This is a genomic window from Micromonospora sp. NPDC005686 (genome assembly GCF_042871665.1).
Taxonomy (GTDB): Bacteria; Actinomycetota; Actinomycetes; order Mycobacteriales; family Micromonosporaceae; genus Micromonospora.
In genome coordinates this window covers 132,874-148,994 of sequence record NZ_JBIAIY010000001.1, presented here as the reverse complement: position 1 = coordinate 148,994, position 16,121 = coordinate 132,874, and the positions used below count along the sequence as shown (strand labels likewise).

Here is a 16,121-nt window from a genome sequence, read left to right as displayed (position 1 = left end):
GTCGGTCAGGCCACGCCGAGGTAGGCCTCTTTGACCGAGGGGTCGTGCAGCAGGTCCGCGCCGGAACCGCTCTTGACGATCCGGCCGGTCTCCAGCACGTACGCCCGGTGGGCGCGCGCCAGCGCCTGCTGGGCGTTCTGCTCCACCAGCAGGATGGTGGTGCCCTGCTGGTTGATCTCCGTGATGATCGTGAAGATCTGCTGGATCAGCATCGGCGCGAGACCCATCGACGGCTCGTCGAGCAGCAGCAGCTTCGGCCGGCTCATCAGCGCCCGGCCGACCGCGAGCATCTGCTGCTCGCCGCCGGAGAGCGTGCCGCCGGCCTGCTTACGCCGCTCGGCCAGCCGCGGAAACAGCTCCAGCACCCGGGCCAGGTCCTGCGCGATGCCGGCCTTGTCGCGCCGGGTGTACGCGCCCATGTCGAGGTTCTCCAGCACCGACATGCCGGGGAAGATGCCCCGGCCCTCGGGCGCCTGGCACAGCCCGCGCCGGACCCGGAGGTCGGCGCGGAGCTTGGTGATGTCCTCGCCGGCGAACTTGATCCGGCCGGAGGCGACCGGCCGGATGCCGGAGATCGCCCGCATGGTGGTGGACTTGCCGGCGCCGTTCGCGCCGATCAGCGCGACGATCTCCCCCTCGTCCACGGTCAGGCTGATGCCGTGCAGCGCCTGGATCCGCCCGTAGAGCAGGCTCACGTCCTCGATCTCAAGCAGCATCGTCCGGCACCCCCAGGTACGCCGCGACCACCTTCGGGTTGTCCCGCACCTCGGCGGGCAGCCCTTCGGCGATCTTCTTTCCGAACTCCAGGACCACGATCCGGTCGGTCACGCCCATCACCAGGCGCATGTCGTGCTCGATCAGCAGCACCGTCACGCCCTGGTCCCGGATCTGCCGGATGAGCTGGAGCAGTTCCTCCTTCTCCGCCGGGTTGAAGCCGGCGGCCGGCTCGTCCAGGCAGAGCAGTTTCGGATCGGTGGCCAGCGCGCGGGCGATCTCCAACCGCCGCTGCTCGCCGTAGGACAGGTTGCGGGCGAACTCGTGCATCCGGTTGCGGATGCCGACGAACTCCAGCAGGCGCTCGGCCTTCTCCCGGCCCTCGCGCTCCTCCTTCCAGTGCCGCGGCAGGCGCAGCAGGGCGGAGATCACGCTGGTCTTGTGGTGCGCGTCCGCGCCGACCTGGACGTTCTCCAGCGCGGTCATCTCCGGGAAGAGACGGATGTTCTGGAACGTACGGGCCATGCCCATCCGGGTGATCTGGTGGCGCTTCTTGCCACTGATCTTCTGGCCCAGGAACCGGATCTGCCCCTCGGTGGGCTGGTAGATGCCGGTCATCGCGTTGAAGCAGGTGGTCTTGCCGGCACCGTTCGGGCCGATCAGACCGAGGATCTCACCCTTGTAGAGGGTGAAGTCCACGTCGTTGAGGGCCACCACGCCGCCGAAGCGCAGCGTGACGTGGTCGACCTCCAGCAACGGCTCCCGCTCGCTCACCGTCTCGACGGCGGGGGCCGCCGCCTGGACCGGAACCTTCGGGTTCTGCTCGGTGTCACTCACCGACGATCACCTCCTTGCGGCGGTCCTTGAACTCCGCCGCTCGTCGCCGGTTCGGGATCAGGCCCTGCGGCCGGAAGATCATCATCACCACGAGCACCAGGCCGAAGAAGAGGAACCGGTACTCGTACAGCTCGATGCCGAACAGCTCGATGCCACGGAACCGCTCGATCATGTACGCCACCAGGCCGCCGCCGACGATCGCGCCGACGATGTTGCCCGAGCCGCCGAAGATGACAGCGGCCAGGATGATGATCGAGTTGAGCAGCTCGAAGTTCTGCGAGTTGACGAAGTTCTGCTTACCGGCGAACAGCGCCCCGGCCAGGCCGGCGATGGCCGCGCCGGAGGCGAACGCCCACAGCTTGAACTTGAACGTCGGCACGCCCATGAGCTGGGCCGCGTCCTCGTCCTCGCGGATCGAGATCCAGGCCCGGCCGACCCGGCTGTGGGTCAGGTTCCGCACCCCGATCACCACCAGGATGATCAGCGTGAGCACCAGCCAGTAGTACGGGCGGGCGTCGAGCACGCCGAACCACGGCCGGCCGTCGGCGTACTCGCCGGGCGGGTGCGGGATCTGGTTGAAGCCGCGCTGTCCCTTGAGGAACTCCGAGCTGACCGCCGCGATCCGGATCATCTCGGCGAAGCCGAGCGTCACCAGCGCCAGGTAGTCACCGCGCAGGCGCAGCGTCGGTGTGCCGAGCATGACGCCGGAGACCATGGTCAGGCCGATCGCGATCGGCACCACCGCCAGCCACGGCCACAGCGTCTTGAGGTCGCTGCTCGGCGAGGTCAGCACCGCCACGGTGTACGCACCGACGGCGAAGAAGCCGAAGTAGCCGAGGTCGAGCAGGCCGGCGAAGCCGACCACGATGTTCAGCCCGACCGCCAGCAGCACGTAGATCGAGACCGTGAACATCACCTGGGTGAAGTTCGCGCCGGGCGTCGGGATCGGCCCGAGGTACTGGTAGAACTCCTTGTTCGGCAGCGCGTAGAAGAACGCGATGACCGCGACCAGCAGCACCCAGCGCACCCAGCGCGGCGCGTGGTGCCAGCGCTCCGAGATCGCGTGCCGGCCCTGCCGCAGCTTGTCCGCCGCCGTCTCCCGCCGCTCCGGCGGGTCGATGGTGGTCGTCATGCGCGTGCCCTCCCCAGTGATTCGCCGAGCAGACCGGTCGGCCGGAACATCAGCAGCACGACCAGCACCGCGAACGCGGCGAAGTCCTTCCACTGACTGCCGAACAGGCCCGCGGCGTAGTTCTCCACGACGCCGAGCAGAAGACCGCCGACGAGCGCGCCGCGCAGGTTGCCGATACCGCCGAGCACCGCCGCGGTGAACGCCTTGAGGCCCAGCAGGAAGCCGACGCTGTAGGTCAGCGTCTGGATCCGCACGTCGTAGAGCAGGCCCGCGACGCCGGCCATGGTGCCACCGGCGATGAAGACCATCAGGATGATGCGGTCCTTGTTGACGCCCATCAGGGCCGCCGTGTTGGCGTCCTGGGCCACCGCGCGGATGCCGCGGCCGGTACGGCTGCGGTTGATGAACTGGTCCAGCGCGAACATCATCACCAGGGCGGAGCCGACCGTGAGCAGCTGCACCGCGTCGATCGGCACCCCGGCGATGTGGAACAGCGGCTCCGAGCTGACCAGGATCGGCGCGCCCTCCGGACGGCGCCGGGTGTAGACGCCGAACGCCTCGGAGATGGCGATCGAGGCGCCGATGGCGGTGATGAGGAACGCCAGCGGCGGCGCGTTGCGCTTGCGCAGCGGCCGGTACGCCACCCGTTCGATCACCGTCGCGGTGCCCGCCGAGGCGATGGCCGCCACGATCATCGCCACCAGCAGGTAGAACAGGATCGAGCCGAGGCCACTGACCTGCGAGTTCTGGTCGAGCCCGAATCCGTTCCAGGTCCAGATCGCGGCGAACGCGCCGGCGATGAAGACCTCGGAGTGGGCGAAGTTGATGAGCCTTAGCACGCCGTACACAAGCGTGTAGCCGAGCGCGACCAGGGCGTAGATGGCGCCCTGCGTCAAGCCGGTCGTGGTGAGTTCCCCGAAGTTGGAGAACAATCCGTCGAAGTCCAAGGGAGGGACGCTCCGTCGCTCAAGAGAAAAAGAGGGTGCGGCCGGGAGCCAGCTCCCGGCCGCACCCGCGATCACTACTCAATCGCCAGTCCAGCGATCGAACGCTCAGGACTTGGGGATCTCCTGGTCCGGGACGACCTTGCCGCCCTGCACCTTGAACGCCCAGACCTTGACCTGCGCCGGGTCGAGCTCGCCGCCCTCGACGAACTTGTAGGTGGCGGCGACGCCCTCGCCGCTGTAGCCCTTCACGAACTCCAGCAGGTCGGCGCGGGTGCTCTTGCCGGCCTTGATGCCCGCCAGCAGGATGGTCGCCGCGTCGTAGGCGGTGTCGCTGTAGGTGCCCGGGTCGGTGCCGTTGAGCGCCTTGTAGTCGGCGATGAAGGTGCCGCGCGCCTCGGTGGACGGAGCGCAGGGGCAGGTCAGGATGGTGCCCTCGGCGGCGGCGGCACCGGCGGAGGTGATGTACGCGCCGTCGTTCACGCCGTCACCGGCGACCAGCGGGGCGGTGACGCCGGCAGCGGTGAGCTGCTTGCGGATCAGGCCGGCCTCCTGGTAGTAGCCGCCGTAGAAGATCGCCTTGACGTTGGCGGCCTTGACCTTGGTGACCACGCCGGAGAACTCGGTCTGCTTGCCCTCGCCCTGGACCTTGTCGCTGCCCACGACCGAGGCGCCGAGAACCTTCTTGACCTCGTCGGCCAGGCCGGCGCCGTACGCGGACTGGTCGTCGATGACGTAGACCCGGTCGGCCTTCATCACGTTCTTGATGTAGTTACCGGCGCCGGGGCCCTGGCTCAGGTCGTTGCCGACCGCGCGGAAGAACGTCTTCCAGCCCTGCTCGGCAAGGCTGGGGCGGGTCGCGGAGGGGGTGATGGTGACCAGACCGGCCTCGTTGAACAGCGGGCCCGCGGCCTCGGACTCGCCCGAGTAGGCCGGGCCGACGACGCCGAGGATCTTGGAGTCGTCGATCGCCTTCTGGGCCAGACCGGGCGCCTGGTCCGGGCTGCCCTGCGAGTCGAGCTCGGCGAGCTCGACCTTGCAGTCCGGGTTCTCCTTGTTGTACTTGTCGACGGCCACCTTCACGCCGTTCTTCTCATTGATGCCCAGCGCGGCCGAGCTACCGGTCAGCGCGCCGAAGAAAGCGATCTTGCTCCCGCAGGCGCTGCCCCCGGAACCCTCATCGTCGCTGCCGCTGGAACAAGCGGTGCCACCGGCGACGAGCGCCAGCATGGCGACCCCGCCGATCACGCGTGCGAGCTTCTGCCTCAAGTCCCGAACCCTCCTCCGTCCATGATCCGAACCACCTGCCGCTGATTGGCCCTTGCGGGGTGGACGAACCAAGACCGTCGTCGCCGGTCTGGGCCGGGACGTTATCCCACCGTGGGCGGTGGCGTAAGACCTGGAAAGCGGGGTTGACCGAACCGTTACACGCCGTGGCGGTTTCAAGCCGATCCCCGTAAGAACCGTAGGCGCGGCAAGGCTTTCACCGACTATTCATCGGTAATGAGTCAATATCGGTTCACCCGCTACCGATCGACGACTGGCAACGCCCCCCACCAGGCACGGGACGATTTTCCGTCATCGACGACCACAAGGAGCCTGTCATCGCCTACGGCCACCGACAGCGCGGCGTCGCCCCCGTCCGGCACCGGCACCGGCGTGATCACCGGAAGCCACGACGCGCCCCCGTCACGCGACATCCAGAGCCGTCGCTCAGCCCCGTCACCGGTCACCGCGACCAGCCGCCCACCCGACGCCGCGAGCGCGTCCACCGACGACACCCCGGGACCCGACGCGCCGAACCCGCCGACCCGCCGCCACCCCTGCTCCACACCCGCCGACCCGGCGGAGCGCGAACCGCAGTCGTCGCACGCCCGCCACACCGCGAAGCGGTCCCCCACCGGACCGAGGACCACCGGCCCGCCGTCGGCCGAAGCCACCCGCTCCGCCGCCCCGCCCGCCCCCGCCGGCACCGGCAGGGCCACCCGCCGCCACACCCGGCCGTCCGCCGAGAACCACGCCAGCGGCGTCCGGGCCGTCCCGCCGGGCGGCAACAACGACCCCACCACCAGCCAGCCCGACCCCACCGCTGTCGCGTCGTACGCCGCCGTCCGGCCCCGGCCGTCGCCGGCCAGCTCCGCGACCCCCTCACGCAGGGCGAACCCCTCGGCGTCCGGCGACGTCCACACCGCCGCGCCGTCCGCACGGACACCGGCGACCAGCCAACCGCCCGGCCCCGCCGCCAGCCGCGACGCGCTCACCGCACGCGGGCCGCCGAACAACTCGAACGCCGCCGGCACCTCCCGCAACGGCCCGCCCGGCCGCCACACCCACGTTCCGGTACGCGGATTGCCGTGCACGCCACCGGTCTTCGCGCCCAGCGCGGCCATCCCGTCGTCGCGGCACGCCATCGCGTAGAGCACGTGCCGGCGGCCGTAGAACGTCTGCCCGCGCACCGGAATCGGTGACCAGGTCACGCCGTCCGAACTGGACCACGCCGCCGGCCGGGTCTCCCCCGCCGGATCGACCAGCCCGCCCACCACGTACCACCGGCCGGCACACCGCGCGACGTCGCGTGGCACCGCACGCCCCGCGGCGCCGGCGGGAAGGACCAGCTCCACGGGCTGCCACCGCGGGCGCACGGGCTCGGGCAGCGGTCGCGGGGTGGCGTGGCAGGCTGTCAGGAGCAGCGCGGCGGCAGCGAGGACCGGCCGGACGCGCGCGGAAGGCATGGATCCGATCCTATCGATCGGAGGCCTTCCGGGGAGGTCAGGACGCGGGCATCTCCACCTCGCCGCCGGCGGTCTCGGCGAGGATCCGCTCGGCGACCTCCTTCATGGTCATCCGGTGGTCCATCGCGGTCCGCTGGATCCACTTGAACGCCTGCGGCTCGGTCATGCCGTACGTGGTCATCAGCGCGCCCTTGGCGCGCTCGACGGTCTTGCGGATCTCCAGCCGGTCGGTGAGGCCGGCGACCTCCGACTCCAGCGCGGCGATCTCCGAGTAGCGGGACAGCGCGATCTCCACGGCCGGCACCAGGTCGCTCTTCTGGAACGGCTTGACCAGGTACGCCATCGCGCCCGCCGCCCGCGCCCGCTCCACCAGGTCACGCTGGCTGAACGCGGTCAGGATGATCACCGGGGCGATGCGCGCGGCGGCGATCCGCTCGGCGGCGGCCAGCCCGTCCATGATCGGCATCTTGATGTCGAGGATGACCAGATCCGGCTTGAGCTCCTCGGCGAGCTTGACGGCGGTCTCGCCGTCACCGGCCTCACCGACCACCTCGTAGCCCTCTTCGACGAGCATCTCGGCCAGGTCCAGCCGGATGAGCGCCTCGTCCTCGGCGATCAGAACGCGCTTGCGCTCGGCGTCCGCCTGCATCTCGCCCACGAGCCACTCCCACCGGTTCGAGCCCGACACCCGCCCTGCCGGGTGTCGCCGCCCCTAGCCTAGTAGGTAACCTGTTGGAGCCGAACTACAGAAGCCCCTGTAGCCCAACCGGCAGAGGCGCGATTCTCAAAAGATCGACAGTGTGGGTTCGAATCCCACCGGGGGCACAGATTGTCATACAGGCGTTCGAAAATCGCCTGGTGCATCCACCCGAGATACGCGCCCGCGCACGAAGCCTGCACCTCGCCGGAGCGACGGTCGCCGAGGCCGCCCGCGCCGTCGGGTTGTCCTATGCGACCGTCCGGCACTGGTGCAAGGAGCACCCCGAGCCGAGGCAGCGGAGCACGGCGGAGCGGTGTTTCCGCTGCCGGGAAGGTGTCGACAATCCGCCAGATCCGGCGCAGTACGCCTACCTTCTCGGCCTCTACCTCGGCGACGGTCACCTCGTCGTCGGCCGGGTGCCGGTGCTGCGCGTTTTCTGCGCCGACGCCTGGCCGAACCTGATCGCCGCCTGCGAGGACGCGATGCGTGCGGTCCTGGCCACGTCGGTGCAGCGGGTGCAGAAGCGCGGGTGCGTCGCCGTGCAGAGCTACGGAATGCACTGGCCGTGCCTGCTCCCCCAGCACGGGCCGGGCAAGAAGCACGAGCGCCCGATCGTCCTGGCCGACTGGCAGCGGCCCATCATCCAGGCACACCCCGGCGACTTCCTACGCGGCCTGTTCCATTCCGACGGCTGCCGGGTCAGCAACCGGGTGACCGTGCACGGCAAGAAGTACGTCTATCCGCGCTACATGTTCGTCAACGAGTCGGCCGACATCATGGGCCTGTGCCAGCAGGCACTCGACCGGCTCGGCATCGCCTGGCGGATGAACCGCCGAAACTCCCTGTCCGTGGCGCGCCGGGACGCCGTCGCCGCCCTCGACCAGCACGTCGGCCCGAAGTCGTGACTGGCCGACGCCGCGGACGCGGGCGGCCGGCCGCCGTCAGATCCGCGACAGCGCCCGCGCGAGATCCGCCCGCAGATCCTCCGGGTCCTCCAGGCCGACCGAGACGCGCAGCAGCCCGCCGGCGGGCTTGGCTTCGCCCTCGACCGGCCGGTGGGTGAGCGAGGCCGGGTGCTGGATCAGCGTGTCGACACCACCGAGCGACACCGCATGCGTGATCAGTTCGCAGGCGCCGGCGACCTCGGCCGCGGCGGACGCGCCGCCGCGTACCTCGAAGGCCAGCAGGCTGCCGGTGCCGGACATCTGCCGGCCGACCAGCCCGGCCGGGTCGTGCAGCGACGGGTGGTGGACGCGCTCGACGGCGGGGTGCCCGGCGAGCCAGGCGGCGAGCTTCTCCGCGCCGGCCTGCTGGGCGCGGACGCGCAGCGGGAGGGTCTGGATGCCGCGGTGCAGCAGGTACGCGCCGAGCGGGTGCAGGACGGCGCCGGTGACGGCGCGGACCTGGCGGAGCCGTGCGGCCCACTCGGGTCCGCAGGCGACGACGCCGGCGAGGACGTCGCCGTGGCCGCCGATGCTCTTGGTGGCGCTGTGCAGCACGAGCGCGGCGCCGTGGCGGGCGGGCTGCTGGAGCACCGGGGTGGCGACGGTGTTGTCGACCAGCAGCGGGACGTCACCGGCGGCGCGGGCGAGCGCGGCGATGTCGACCAGGTCGAGGCTGGGGTTGGCCGGCGTCTCGACCAGCACCAGCGCGGTGTCGGGGCGGATCGCGGCGGCCACGTCGGCGGGGGTGGCCCAGGTGACCTCGGTGCCGAGCAGGCCGGTGGCGAGGACGTGATCGGTGCCGCCGTAGAGGGGGCGGACGGCGACGACGTGGCGGTTGCCGTCGCGGGTGGCGGCGAGGAGGGTGGCGGTGAGCGCGGCCATGCCGCTGGCGAACGCGACGGCTTCGGCGGTGCCTTCGAGCTGGGCGAGCGCGGTCTCGAACCGGGCCACGGTGGGATTCCAGAGGCGCTGGTAGACGGCGCTGCCGCCGGCCGGGAGGGTGCCGCCGGTGGCGAGCGTCTCGTAGTCGTCACCACCGCCCGCCACCGAGGGCAGCGGGTTCGTGGTGGACAGGTCGATCGGCGGGACGTGGACGCCGAGCCCGGCGAGGTCGGCGCGCCCGGCGTGTACGGCTGCGGTGTCCACGGAAGTCATGCCGGAAGCGTCGAACATGACGCTGGCGGGAGGCAATAGCAGCGAAGAAGATTCTTGTGATCACGCTTTCGTCCGGCGGGGATTCGGTGAAGGATGGTCACATGCCTGCCGCACCGAATGATGTACGGCCGTTCGCCGACCTGGACGACACCGACCGCGCGATCCTCACCGAACTGGCGGCCGACGGCCGGCTGCCGAACAACGCGCTGGCCGAGCGGGTCGGGGTGGCGCCGTCGACGTGCCTGACACGCACCCGGGCGCTGCGCGAGCGCGGAGCGATCCGCGGGTTCCACGCGGAGGTGGACCCGGCGGCGGTGGGCCTGCCGTTGCAGGCGCTGGTCTCGGTGCGGCTGACCGCGCACGAGCGGGCCGCCGTGGACGCGTTCCGGGCCCGGTCGGTACGGCTGCCCGGGGTGGTGTCGGTGTTCCACGTGGCCGGCGCGGACGACTACGTGCTGCACGTGCGGGCCGCCTCCGGAGACGCGCTGCGGGACTTCGTCCTCGACCATCTGGCGGTCGATCCGGCGGTGCAGCACACGCAGACCAGCCTGATCTTCGAGCAGGCCCGGGGTATGGGGTAGCGCACCCGGCGGAACAATTCCGGCACGCGGCCTGTTGCACCACCCTGTGATCGACGTACCCATGTCTGTTCTTGATCTTGCCCCGGTGGCGGCTACCGGCAACGCCGGTGAGGCGCTGCGATACACCACGGAGCTGGCCCGCCGCACCGAGGAGCTGGGCTACCGCCGGTTCTGGGTGGCCGAGCACCACAACATGCCCGCCATCGCCAGCTCCGCCCCGGCCGTGCTGCTGGCGCACCTGGCGGCCAACACCAGCACGATCCGGCTCGGCTCGGGCGGGGTGATGCTGCCCAACCACGCGCCGCTGGTGGTGGCCGAGCAGTTCGGCACCCTCGACGCGCTGCACCCGGGCCGGATCGACCTGGGCATCGGCCGCGCCCCGGGCACCGACCAGGGGACCGCGCTGGCGCTGCGCCGCACCATGGAGGGCCTGTCCGCCGAGCACTTCCCGCGTGAGCTGGCCGACCTGATGAACTACTTCTCCGGCGCCGAGCCGGGCCCGATCACCGCGACGCCGGGCCGGGGCCAGTCGCCGCAGGTGTGGCTGCTCGGGTCCAGCGGGTTCAGCGCGCAGCTCGCCGGCCTGCTCGGGTTGCCGTTCTCGTTCGCGCACCACTTCAGCTCGCAGAACACGATCCCCGCGCTGCAGCTCTACCGGCAGAACTTCCGGCCCTCGCAGTGGCTGGACCGGCCGTACGCGATGGTGGCGGTCAACGCGGTCTGCGCGGAGACCGACGAGCGGGCCGAGTGGCTGGCCGGCCCGGCCGGGCTGTCGTTCCTGAAGCTGCGGTCGGGCCGGCCGGAGCCGCTCGTCACACCGGAGGAGGCGGCGGCGTACCCGTACTCGGAGTTCGAGCGGGAGTTCGTCACCCAGCGCCGCGACGGCCAGGCGACCGGCTCGCCGGAGACGGTGGCCCGGCAGCTCGGTCAGTTGCTGGAGCGCACCGGCGCGGACGAGCTGATGCTCACCACGATGGTCTACGACGTGGCCGACCGGGTCCGCTCGTTCGAGCTGATCGCCGAGAAGGTGGCCGGCGGGCTGCGCCGGGACGCCTGAAACATGCTCTTCATAGCCACGTCACCGCCCCGTCGCGTGGGACGCATAACTTTGTCCCCGGTGGTGGTACGGCATTCCCGGTCGGGACGGGTCGGGAATGCTGCGGTGTGGTGCACCGGGTCGCCGGCGGAGCGGATTCCGCGGCCGGCGACCCGGTGCCTGCCGTTTCAGCGCAGGTAGATGTTCGGCGCGGGCGGTGTGCTCATGCCGTCGCCCAGGAAGAAGCCCGGGTGCGGCGGCTGGTTGTAGGCGGTGTTCTGCCAGGCCACCGCCACCCGGTACTGCGGGTCGTGCATCAGCGTCGGCAGGCGCAGGCCGGTGCTGACCGGCGTGCTGTAGATCCGCAGCGCGGTGCTGTCGGAGGTGCGCCAGACCACCTCCTCGCGCCAGTCACCGAACAGGTCCGCCGACAGCGCCGGGGTTGACTTGGTGCCGTTGTTCGAGGCGACGCCGCTGCCGGTGAGCAGCCGCGTCTCCCCGCCGGTGCCGTACTTGTCGATCTTCGTGGCGTCGAGCAGCTCCCGTACCGGGTCACCGTCCCACCAGATCAGGAAGTTCGCCGACGACGGCTTGCGCCCCACGTTCTGCCCCCTGGTGTTGAGCAGCCCGTCGGCCGCCGACGACCAGGACTCCGCACCCGGGCTGCCCGCCCAGACGTCGCCGGAGACGCCGCGGCCGTTGTCACCGTTGGGTGCGGTCTGCCAGATGATCTGCCCGGTGCGCGCGTCGGCCATCCAGGAGCTGGGCTTGCTGCCGCCCTCGTCGACCTTGAACACCTCCAGGCCGGAACGGGAGGGGTCGAGGTCGCCGACGTGCAGGGCGTCGCCGTGGCCGTTGCCGGTGGAGTACAGCAGCCGGCCGTTGTCGTCGATCGTGGCGGCCCCGTACACGATCTCCTGGCGGCCGTCGTTGTCCACGTCGGCCACCGAGAGCTGGTGGTTGCCCTGGCCGGCGGCGGCGCCGTTGCCGGAGGCGTTCGAGTCGAACGTCCAGCGCTTGCGCAGCGTGCCGTCGCGAAAGTCCCAGGCCGCGACGACGGCGCGGGTGTAGTAGCCGCGCGCCATGATCAGCGAGGGACGCTGCCCGTCCAGGTACGCGGTGCCGGCGAGGAACCGGTCGACCCGGTTGCCGTACGAGTCGCCCCAGGACGAGACGGTGCCGCGCGGCGGGTCGTAGTCGACAGTGGACAGGGCCGCGCCGGTGCGACCGTCGAACATGGTCAGGTACTCCGGGCCGGCGAGCACGTAACCGCTGGAGTTGCGGTAGTCGGCCGAGCCGTTCCCGATCACCTGGCCGGTGCCGGAGCGGGTGCCGTCGGCAGTCTTCATGGCCACCTCGGCGTCCCCGTCGCCGTCGTAGTCGTACACCTGGAACTGCGTGTAGTGGGCGCCGGCGCGGATGTTGCGACCGAGGTCGATGCGCCACAGCCGGGCGCCGGTGAGCGTGTACGCGTCGACGTAGACGTTGCCGGTGTAGCCGGACTGCGAGTTGTCCTTGGCGTTCGACGGGTCCCACTTCAGCACGAACTCGTAGCGGCCGTCGCCGTCGAGGTCACCGACGCTCGCGTCGTTCGCGGAGTAGCTGTATCCCTCCCCGGACGGGGTGGTGCCGCCGGGCGGCGGCTGGATCGGCACGTCCAGCCAGCCGTTGGCGAACTGCAGCGCCGGGGCCGACGCCGCCTGCTCGGCGCCGTTCACCACGGCCCGCACGGTGTACGCCGTGCCGGCCGCCGCGCCGCTGTCCAGGTACGTGGTGGCGCCGGTGATCGGACTGTCGTTGACCTTGGTGCCGCCCCGGTAGAGGTTGAACGCCACACCCGAGGTCTCGGTGCCGAGCAGCCGCCACGAGACCAGGTTCCCGTTGCCGGAGCGGACGCTGACCAGGCCCCGGTCGAGCTTCTCCATCTGCTTGGCCCCGGCCGGCGGGGTGGTCGGCGGCGGCGTGGTGGGTGGTGGGGTGGTCGCCGGTGGCGTGGTGGGTGGTGGGGTGGTCGCCGGTGGCGTGGTGGGTGGTGGGGTGGTCGGCGGTGGCGTGGTGGACGGCGCGCCGGTGCAGGCGGTGCCGTTGAGCGTGAACGCGGCCGGGACCGGGTTCGACGCGTTGTCCCACGAGCCGTTGAAGCCGAAGTTGGCGGTGCCGCCGGTGCCGAGGGCCGCGTTGTAGCCGGCGTCGCGGGCACTCACCTGCGTGCCGGACTGGCTGACCGTCGCGTTCCACGCCTGGACGACCTGCTGGCCGGCGGCGAAGCTCCAGCCGATGGTCCAGCCGTTGACCGGGTCGCCGAGGTTGGTGACTGTCACGTCGGCGCCGAAGCCGCCGCTCCACTGGTTGGTGATCCGGTAGTCGACCCGGCAGGCGACGGCCGCCGCGGCGGCCGTCATCGTCGTGAGCGCGCCGGCCGACAGGGTGACCGCCGAGGCTGCGGCGAGCAGCGCGAGCCGGCGGCGCGGGGTGGTGAGGTGCACGGGGAAGGCCTTTCGCGGAGGTCGGGCACGCGAGGCCGCCGGCCTGCCCGGACCGGCGGATGGGTGCCCTGACGCGAGGGGCGACGTCAACGCATCGACGTCGGTGATTAGGCTCCGCGCTCCGTCAGCCTAGGTCACCGCCGGACACCCCCACAAGCGCCGGCGCGCGGCGGGCGACGGGACGGCCGGCGGCGCGAAGGCCGGCGAGAAGAGGCCGTCTCCGGCGGGCGACACGCCGGGGAGCAGCATCCCGGATGGATCCCCCGACCCAGGAACGGCGAGAGGCTCAGCTTTCGACGGCGGCGGCGAGCTTCCGCGACTCGGCGGACTCCGCCGTCTCGGCGGAGGCGAGGGCCGCGTCGACAGTGGCGCGGGCGCGGCGAGTACGGCGCAGCGCGCGTACCGCCAGCCCGACGGCGACCAGCCAGGCGGCGCCGAGCAGCACGTACACCACGGCCGGCAGCGAACCGCCCACGCCGCCGGCGCTCAGCAGCGTCCGGGCGTTGGTCAGCACGATCACGCCGCCGATCACCGCGCCGAGCAGCTGGGCGGGGACGATGCGCACCAGCCAGGCCGCGATCGGGGCGGCGATCAGGCCGCCGACCAGGAGCGCGGCCACTGTGGGCAGCAGGAAGCCCTCAGAGCCGAGGCCGATCAGGAAGCCGATGCTGGCCGCGCCGGCCACCACGAACTCGGAGGTGTCCACCGAGCCGATGACCTTGCGGGGTTCCATCCGGCCGGAGACCAGCAGCGCCGGGGTGGCGACCGGGCCCCAGCCACCGCCGCCGGTGGCGTCGACGAAGCCGGCGACGAGGCCGAGCGGGGCGAGGAACCGGCTGCGCAGCCGGCCGCCGGCCCGGTGGGCGCGCAGCGGCCGGGAGAACCGCACCAGCAGGTACGCGCCGAGCGTGAACAGGATGGCCGCCATCCACGGCGCCGCGGCCTCGGTGGAGATGGAGCTGAGGAACGTCGCCCCGGCGAACGCGCCGATCGCGCCGGGGAGCGCGATGCGGCCGACCACCTTCCAGTCGACGTTGCCGAACCGCCAGTGCGAGACGCCCGCCGCGAGCGTGGTGCCGATCTCGGCCAGGTGCACCGAGGCGGACGCGGCGGCCGGCGCGACACCGGCGAACAGGAGCAGGGTCGAGGAGGTCAGCCCGTACGCCATGCCGAGCGCGCCGTCGACGAGTTGCGCGGCGAGCCCGACGAGGGCGAGGACCAGCAGCTTGCGCACGAGCGCCCCCTGACTTTTCGGTATCTCCTATCAACTTGGTCGACAATGCGGCACGAGGGCGCCCCGGGTCAAGTCCCCCATCCGGTTGGTAGGAGACGCCGGACGGTGTGCCGGGCGTGCGGAGGCGCCCGTCAGCTCCAGGCGCGCGGGTCGGCGGCCAGTTCGTTGACCCGGCCGGGCAGCGCGCCGGCGGCCACGTCGGCGACGGTGACCAGCTCGAGGATCTCCCGCTCACTGGCCCGCAGCGCGATCCAGACGTCTTGCAACGCGCGGGCCGCGCCCTGGTAGCCGAGCTGTTCCGGGCGCTGCCCGCGCACGTGCGCGAGCGGGCCGTCGATGACGCGGATCACCTCGGCCAGGGAGATCTCCCCGGCGGGCCGGGCCAGCCAGTAGCCGCCCTCGGGGCCACGCTGGGCGTGCACGATGCCGCCCCGGCGCAGTTGCAGCAGGATGCTCTCCAGGAACTTCGGCGGGATGTCCTGCGCGCGGGCGATCTGTTCGGCGGTCACCGGCCGCTGCCGCCCGGTGGTCCCCCCGTCCGCGACCGAGGCCAGCTCGGCAGCAGCGCGGAGGGCATAGTCGACCCGGGCGGAGAGACGCATACGCCCAGCCTAGTACTCCCACAGCTCTCGACTTCGGCGTCGTGGCGCGGGCGTGGAGAAGGCCATCGCGTCGGCGGGCAGCAGCGCGGCTTGATCGGACTCCGCCAGCCGGTTCAGTCGTTGCTGTAGGGCGCCGACACCTGACGGTTCCAGGAACGGACCACGTATCCGCCGGTGAGATCCTGGAGATGCCCCTGCACCTCGATCAAGGTGTTGATGTCATCGAGCACCTCGTCGAGGTCGTCGAACGTCACCTCGAACCGGCGGTCGAAGGTCCTCATCACGGGCAGCGCATACTCGTCGGCGAGCTCGGCCGCCTCGGCGGCGACCTCTGGCTTCGCATTGAAGGTCACCCGCATCTCGGGGCCGTCGGCCCACTGCACGGTCAACCGGCCGTCCTCCTCGGCCACCGGCATCGTGTCCAGCTGGCGCGCGGCATCGGCGAGGGTGGCCTGCCCGGTGAAGTAGACATGCATGTACTCGACGTCCAGGAGCTGCGACAGGTCGAGCGCGGCCTGGAGCTGCGACAGGTCGAGCGCGGCCCGGTCGAAGACGGCGACGGCGGCCTCGATGCGGGACTCGGCGTCGGCCAGTGGCAGCTCGAGCTGAGGGTCGTAACCGGCAAGGCCCGTCGCCTTCGCCACGACCCAGCCGATGCGGTACACGGCCCGGACTACCGACTCGGCCTGCGCGCCGGTGTACCAGTACGGCACGTTGACGGCAGCCTCGCCCGGCTCGTAGCGGACGGTGAGGCCGCTGGGCTCGTGTATGAGCGTGCGGCACCGGCCGTCGTCGCGCACGACCACCTCGCCGGCAATATCCCGCACACCAGCGACGATCTCGTCCCACGCGCGGAGATCGAGAGGTTCATCGGTGCCCTGCCGCTCGTTCTCCAGCGCCTCCTCCCAGGTCTGGCCGGCGGGTTCGGGCAGCAGAATGAGATCGAAACTCATGACAGCACACTATCGTCGCGGTCCCGGAGCGTCGCCGGTGACCCCGGCCGCATGAGAACACTGTGGACGGC

The 16,121-nt window shown here is 71.4% G+C and carries 15 protein-coding genes and 1 tRNA gene; 4 read left to right on the top strand and 12 right to left on the bottom strand.

Annotated elements, in window-relative coordinates:
* Window positions 1-5: 5 nt before the first annotated feature.
* From ACFYON_RS00690 to ACFYON_RS00660, 7 genes are all read right to left on the bottom strand, one after another.
* Window positions 6-716 carry an ABC transporter ATP-binding protein gene (locus ACFYON_RS00690; RefSeq protein ID WP_354872766.1) on the bottom strand — a complete coding sequence of 237 codons (711 nt, stop codon included), beginning with the start codon at window positions 714-716 and terminating at the stop codon, window positions 6-8.
* Window positions 706-1,551 carry an ABC transporter ATP-binding protein gene (locus ACFYON_RS00685; protein WP_387188737.1) on the bottom strand — a complete coding sequence of 282 codons (846 nt, stop codon included), beginning with the start codon at window positions 1,549-1,551 and terminating at the stop codon, window positions 706-708. Before ACFYON_RS00685 ends, ACFYON_RS00690 begins: the two co-directional genes overlap by 11 nt.
* Window positions 1,544-2,683: a branched-chain amino acid ABC transporter permease gene (locus ACFYON_RS00680; RefSeq protein WP_135241218.1), complete on the bottom strand. Its 1,140-nt coding sequence runs from the start codon at window positions 2,681-2,683 to the stop codon at window positions 1,544-1,546. The genes ACFYON_RS00685 and ACFYON_RS00680 overlap by 8 nt, the downstream gene beginning before the upstream one ends.
* Window positions 2,680-3,630, bottom strand: coding sequence for a branched-chain amino acid ABC transporter permease (locus ACFYON_RS00675; protein WP_354872769.1), 951 nt, complete (start codon window positions 3,628-3,630; stop codon window positions 2,680-2,682). Before ACFYON_RS00675 ends, ACFYON_RS00680 begins: the two co-directional genes overlap by 4 nt.
* A gap of 105 nt (window positions 3,631-3,735) precedes the next feature.
* Complete coding sequence (locus ACFYON_RS00670; protein WP_354872771.1) at window positions 3,736-4,896, bottom strand: branched-chain amino acid ABC transporter substrate-binding protein; 1,161 nt, start codon at window positions 4,894-4,896, stop codon at window positions 3,736-3,738.
* Window positions 4,897-5,153: 257 nt separating this feature from the next.
* On the bottom strand, window positions 5,154-6,359 hold the full coding sequence (locus ACFYON_RS00665; protein ID WP_354872774.1) for a hypothetical protein: 1,206 nt from the start codon (window positions 6,357-6,359) through the stop codon (window positions 5,154-5,156).
* 37 nt (window positions 6,360-6,396) lie between these two features.
* Window positions 6,397-7,017, bottom strand: a complete 621-nt coding sequence (locus ACFYON_RS00660) for a response regulator (RefSeq protein WP_354872776.1) — start codon at window positions 7,015-7,017, stop codon at window positions 6,397-6,399.
* A gap of 93 nt (window positions 7,018-7,110) precedes the next feature.
* Here ACFYON_RS00660 and ACFYON_RS00655 point away from each other — a divergent pair.
* Both ACFYON_RS00655 and ACFYON_RS00650 read left to right on the top strand, forming a co-directional pair.
* Window positions 7,111-7,184: transfer RNA gene (locus ACFYON_RS00655), tRNA-Leu, on the top strand.
* A 33-nt stretch (window positions 7,185-7,217) separates the two neighbouring features.
* Complete coding sequence (locus ACFYON_RS00650) at window positions 7,218-7,964, top strand: transcriptional regulator (RefSeq protein ID WP_354872779.1); 747 nt, start codon at window positions 7,218-7,220, stop codon at window positions 7,962-7,964.
* Window positions 7,965-8,000: 36 nt separating this feature from the next.
* Here the strand turns inward: ACFYON_RS00650 and ACFYON_RS00645 are convergent, their stop codons facing one another.
* Window positions 8,001-9,176 carry a PLP-dependent aspartate aminotransferase family protein gene (locus ACFYON_RS00645; RefSeq protein ID WP_354872781.1) on the bottom strand — a complete coding sequence of 392 codons (1,176 nt, stop codon included), beginning with the start codon at window positions 9,174-9,176 and terminating at the stop codon, window positions 8,001-8,003.
* An 83-nt stretch (window positions 9,177-9,259) separates the two neighbouring features.
* Here ACFYON_RS00645 and ACFYON_RS00640 point away from each other — a divergent pair, with 83 nt between their 5' ends.
* Together ACFYON_RS00640 and ACFYON_RS00635 are read left to right on the top strand one after the other, a co-directional pair.
* Window positions 9,260-9,739, top strand: coding sequence for an Lrp/AsnC family transcriptional regulator (locus ACFYON_RS00640; RefSeq protein WP_354872783.1), 480 nt, complete (start codon window positions 9,260-9,262; stop codon window positions 9,737-9,739).
* Window positions 9,740-9,773: 34 nt separating this feature from the next.
* The gene (locus ACFYON_RS00635) at window positions 9,774-10,796 is read left to right on the top strand and encodes an LLM class flavin-dependent oxidoreductase (protein ID WP_387189534.1); all 1,023 of its coding nucleotides are present in this window, start codon (window positions 9,774-9,776) and stop codon (window positions 10,794-10,796) included.
* Between the two features lie 167 nt (window positions 10,797-10,963).
* On the opposite strand, the gene ACFYON_RS00630 is transcribed toward ACFYON_RS00635, so the two are convergent.
* The 4 genes from ACFYON_RS00630 to ACFYON_RS00615 form a co-directional block, all read right to left on the bottom strand.
* Entirely contained in the window at window positions 10,964-13,261 is a 2,298-nt protein-coding gene (locus ACFYON_RS00630) for a cellulose binding domain-containing protein (RefSeq protein ID WP_387189531.1), read from the bottom strand.
* A gap of 286 nt (window positions 13,262-13,547) precedes the next feature.
* Window positions 13,548-14,495: a sulfite exporter TauE/SafE family protein gene (locus tag ACFYON_RS00625; protein ID WP_387189528.1), complete on the bottom strand. Its 948-nt coding sequence runs from the start codon at window positions 14,493-14,495 to the stop codon at window positions 13,548-13,550.
* 131 nt (window positions 14,496-14,626) lie between these two features.
* Window positions 14,627-15,097 carry an Rrf2 family transcriptional regulator gene (locus ACFYON_RS00620; protein ID WP_354872794.1) on the bottom strand — a complete coding sequence of 157 codons (471 nt, stop codon included), beginning with the start codon at window positions 15,095-15,097 and terminating at the stop codon, window positions 14,627-14,629.
* Window positions 15,098-15,210: 113 nt separating this feature from the next.
* A complete protein-coding gene (locus ACFYON_RS00615; RefSeq protein ID WP_354872796.1) occupies window positions 15,211-16,050 on the bottom strand; it encodes a hypothetical protein in 840 nt (279 codons plus the stop codon).
* Window positions 16,051-16,121: the final 71 nt, after the last annotated feature.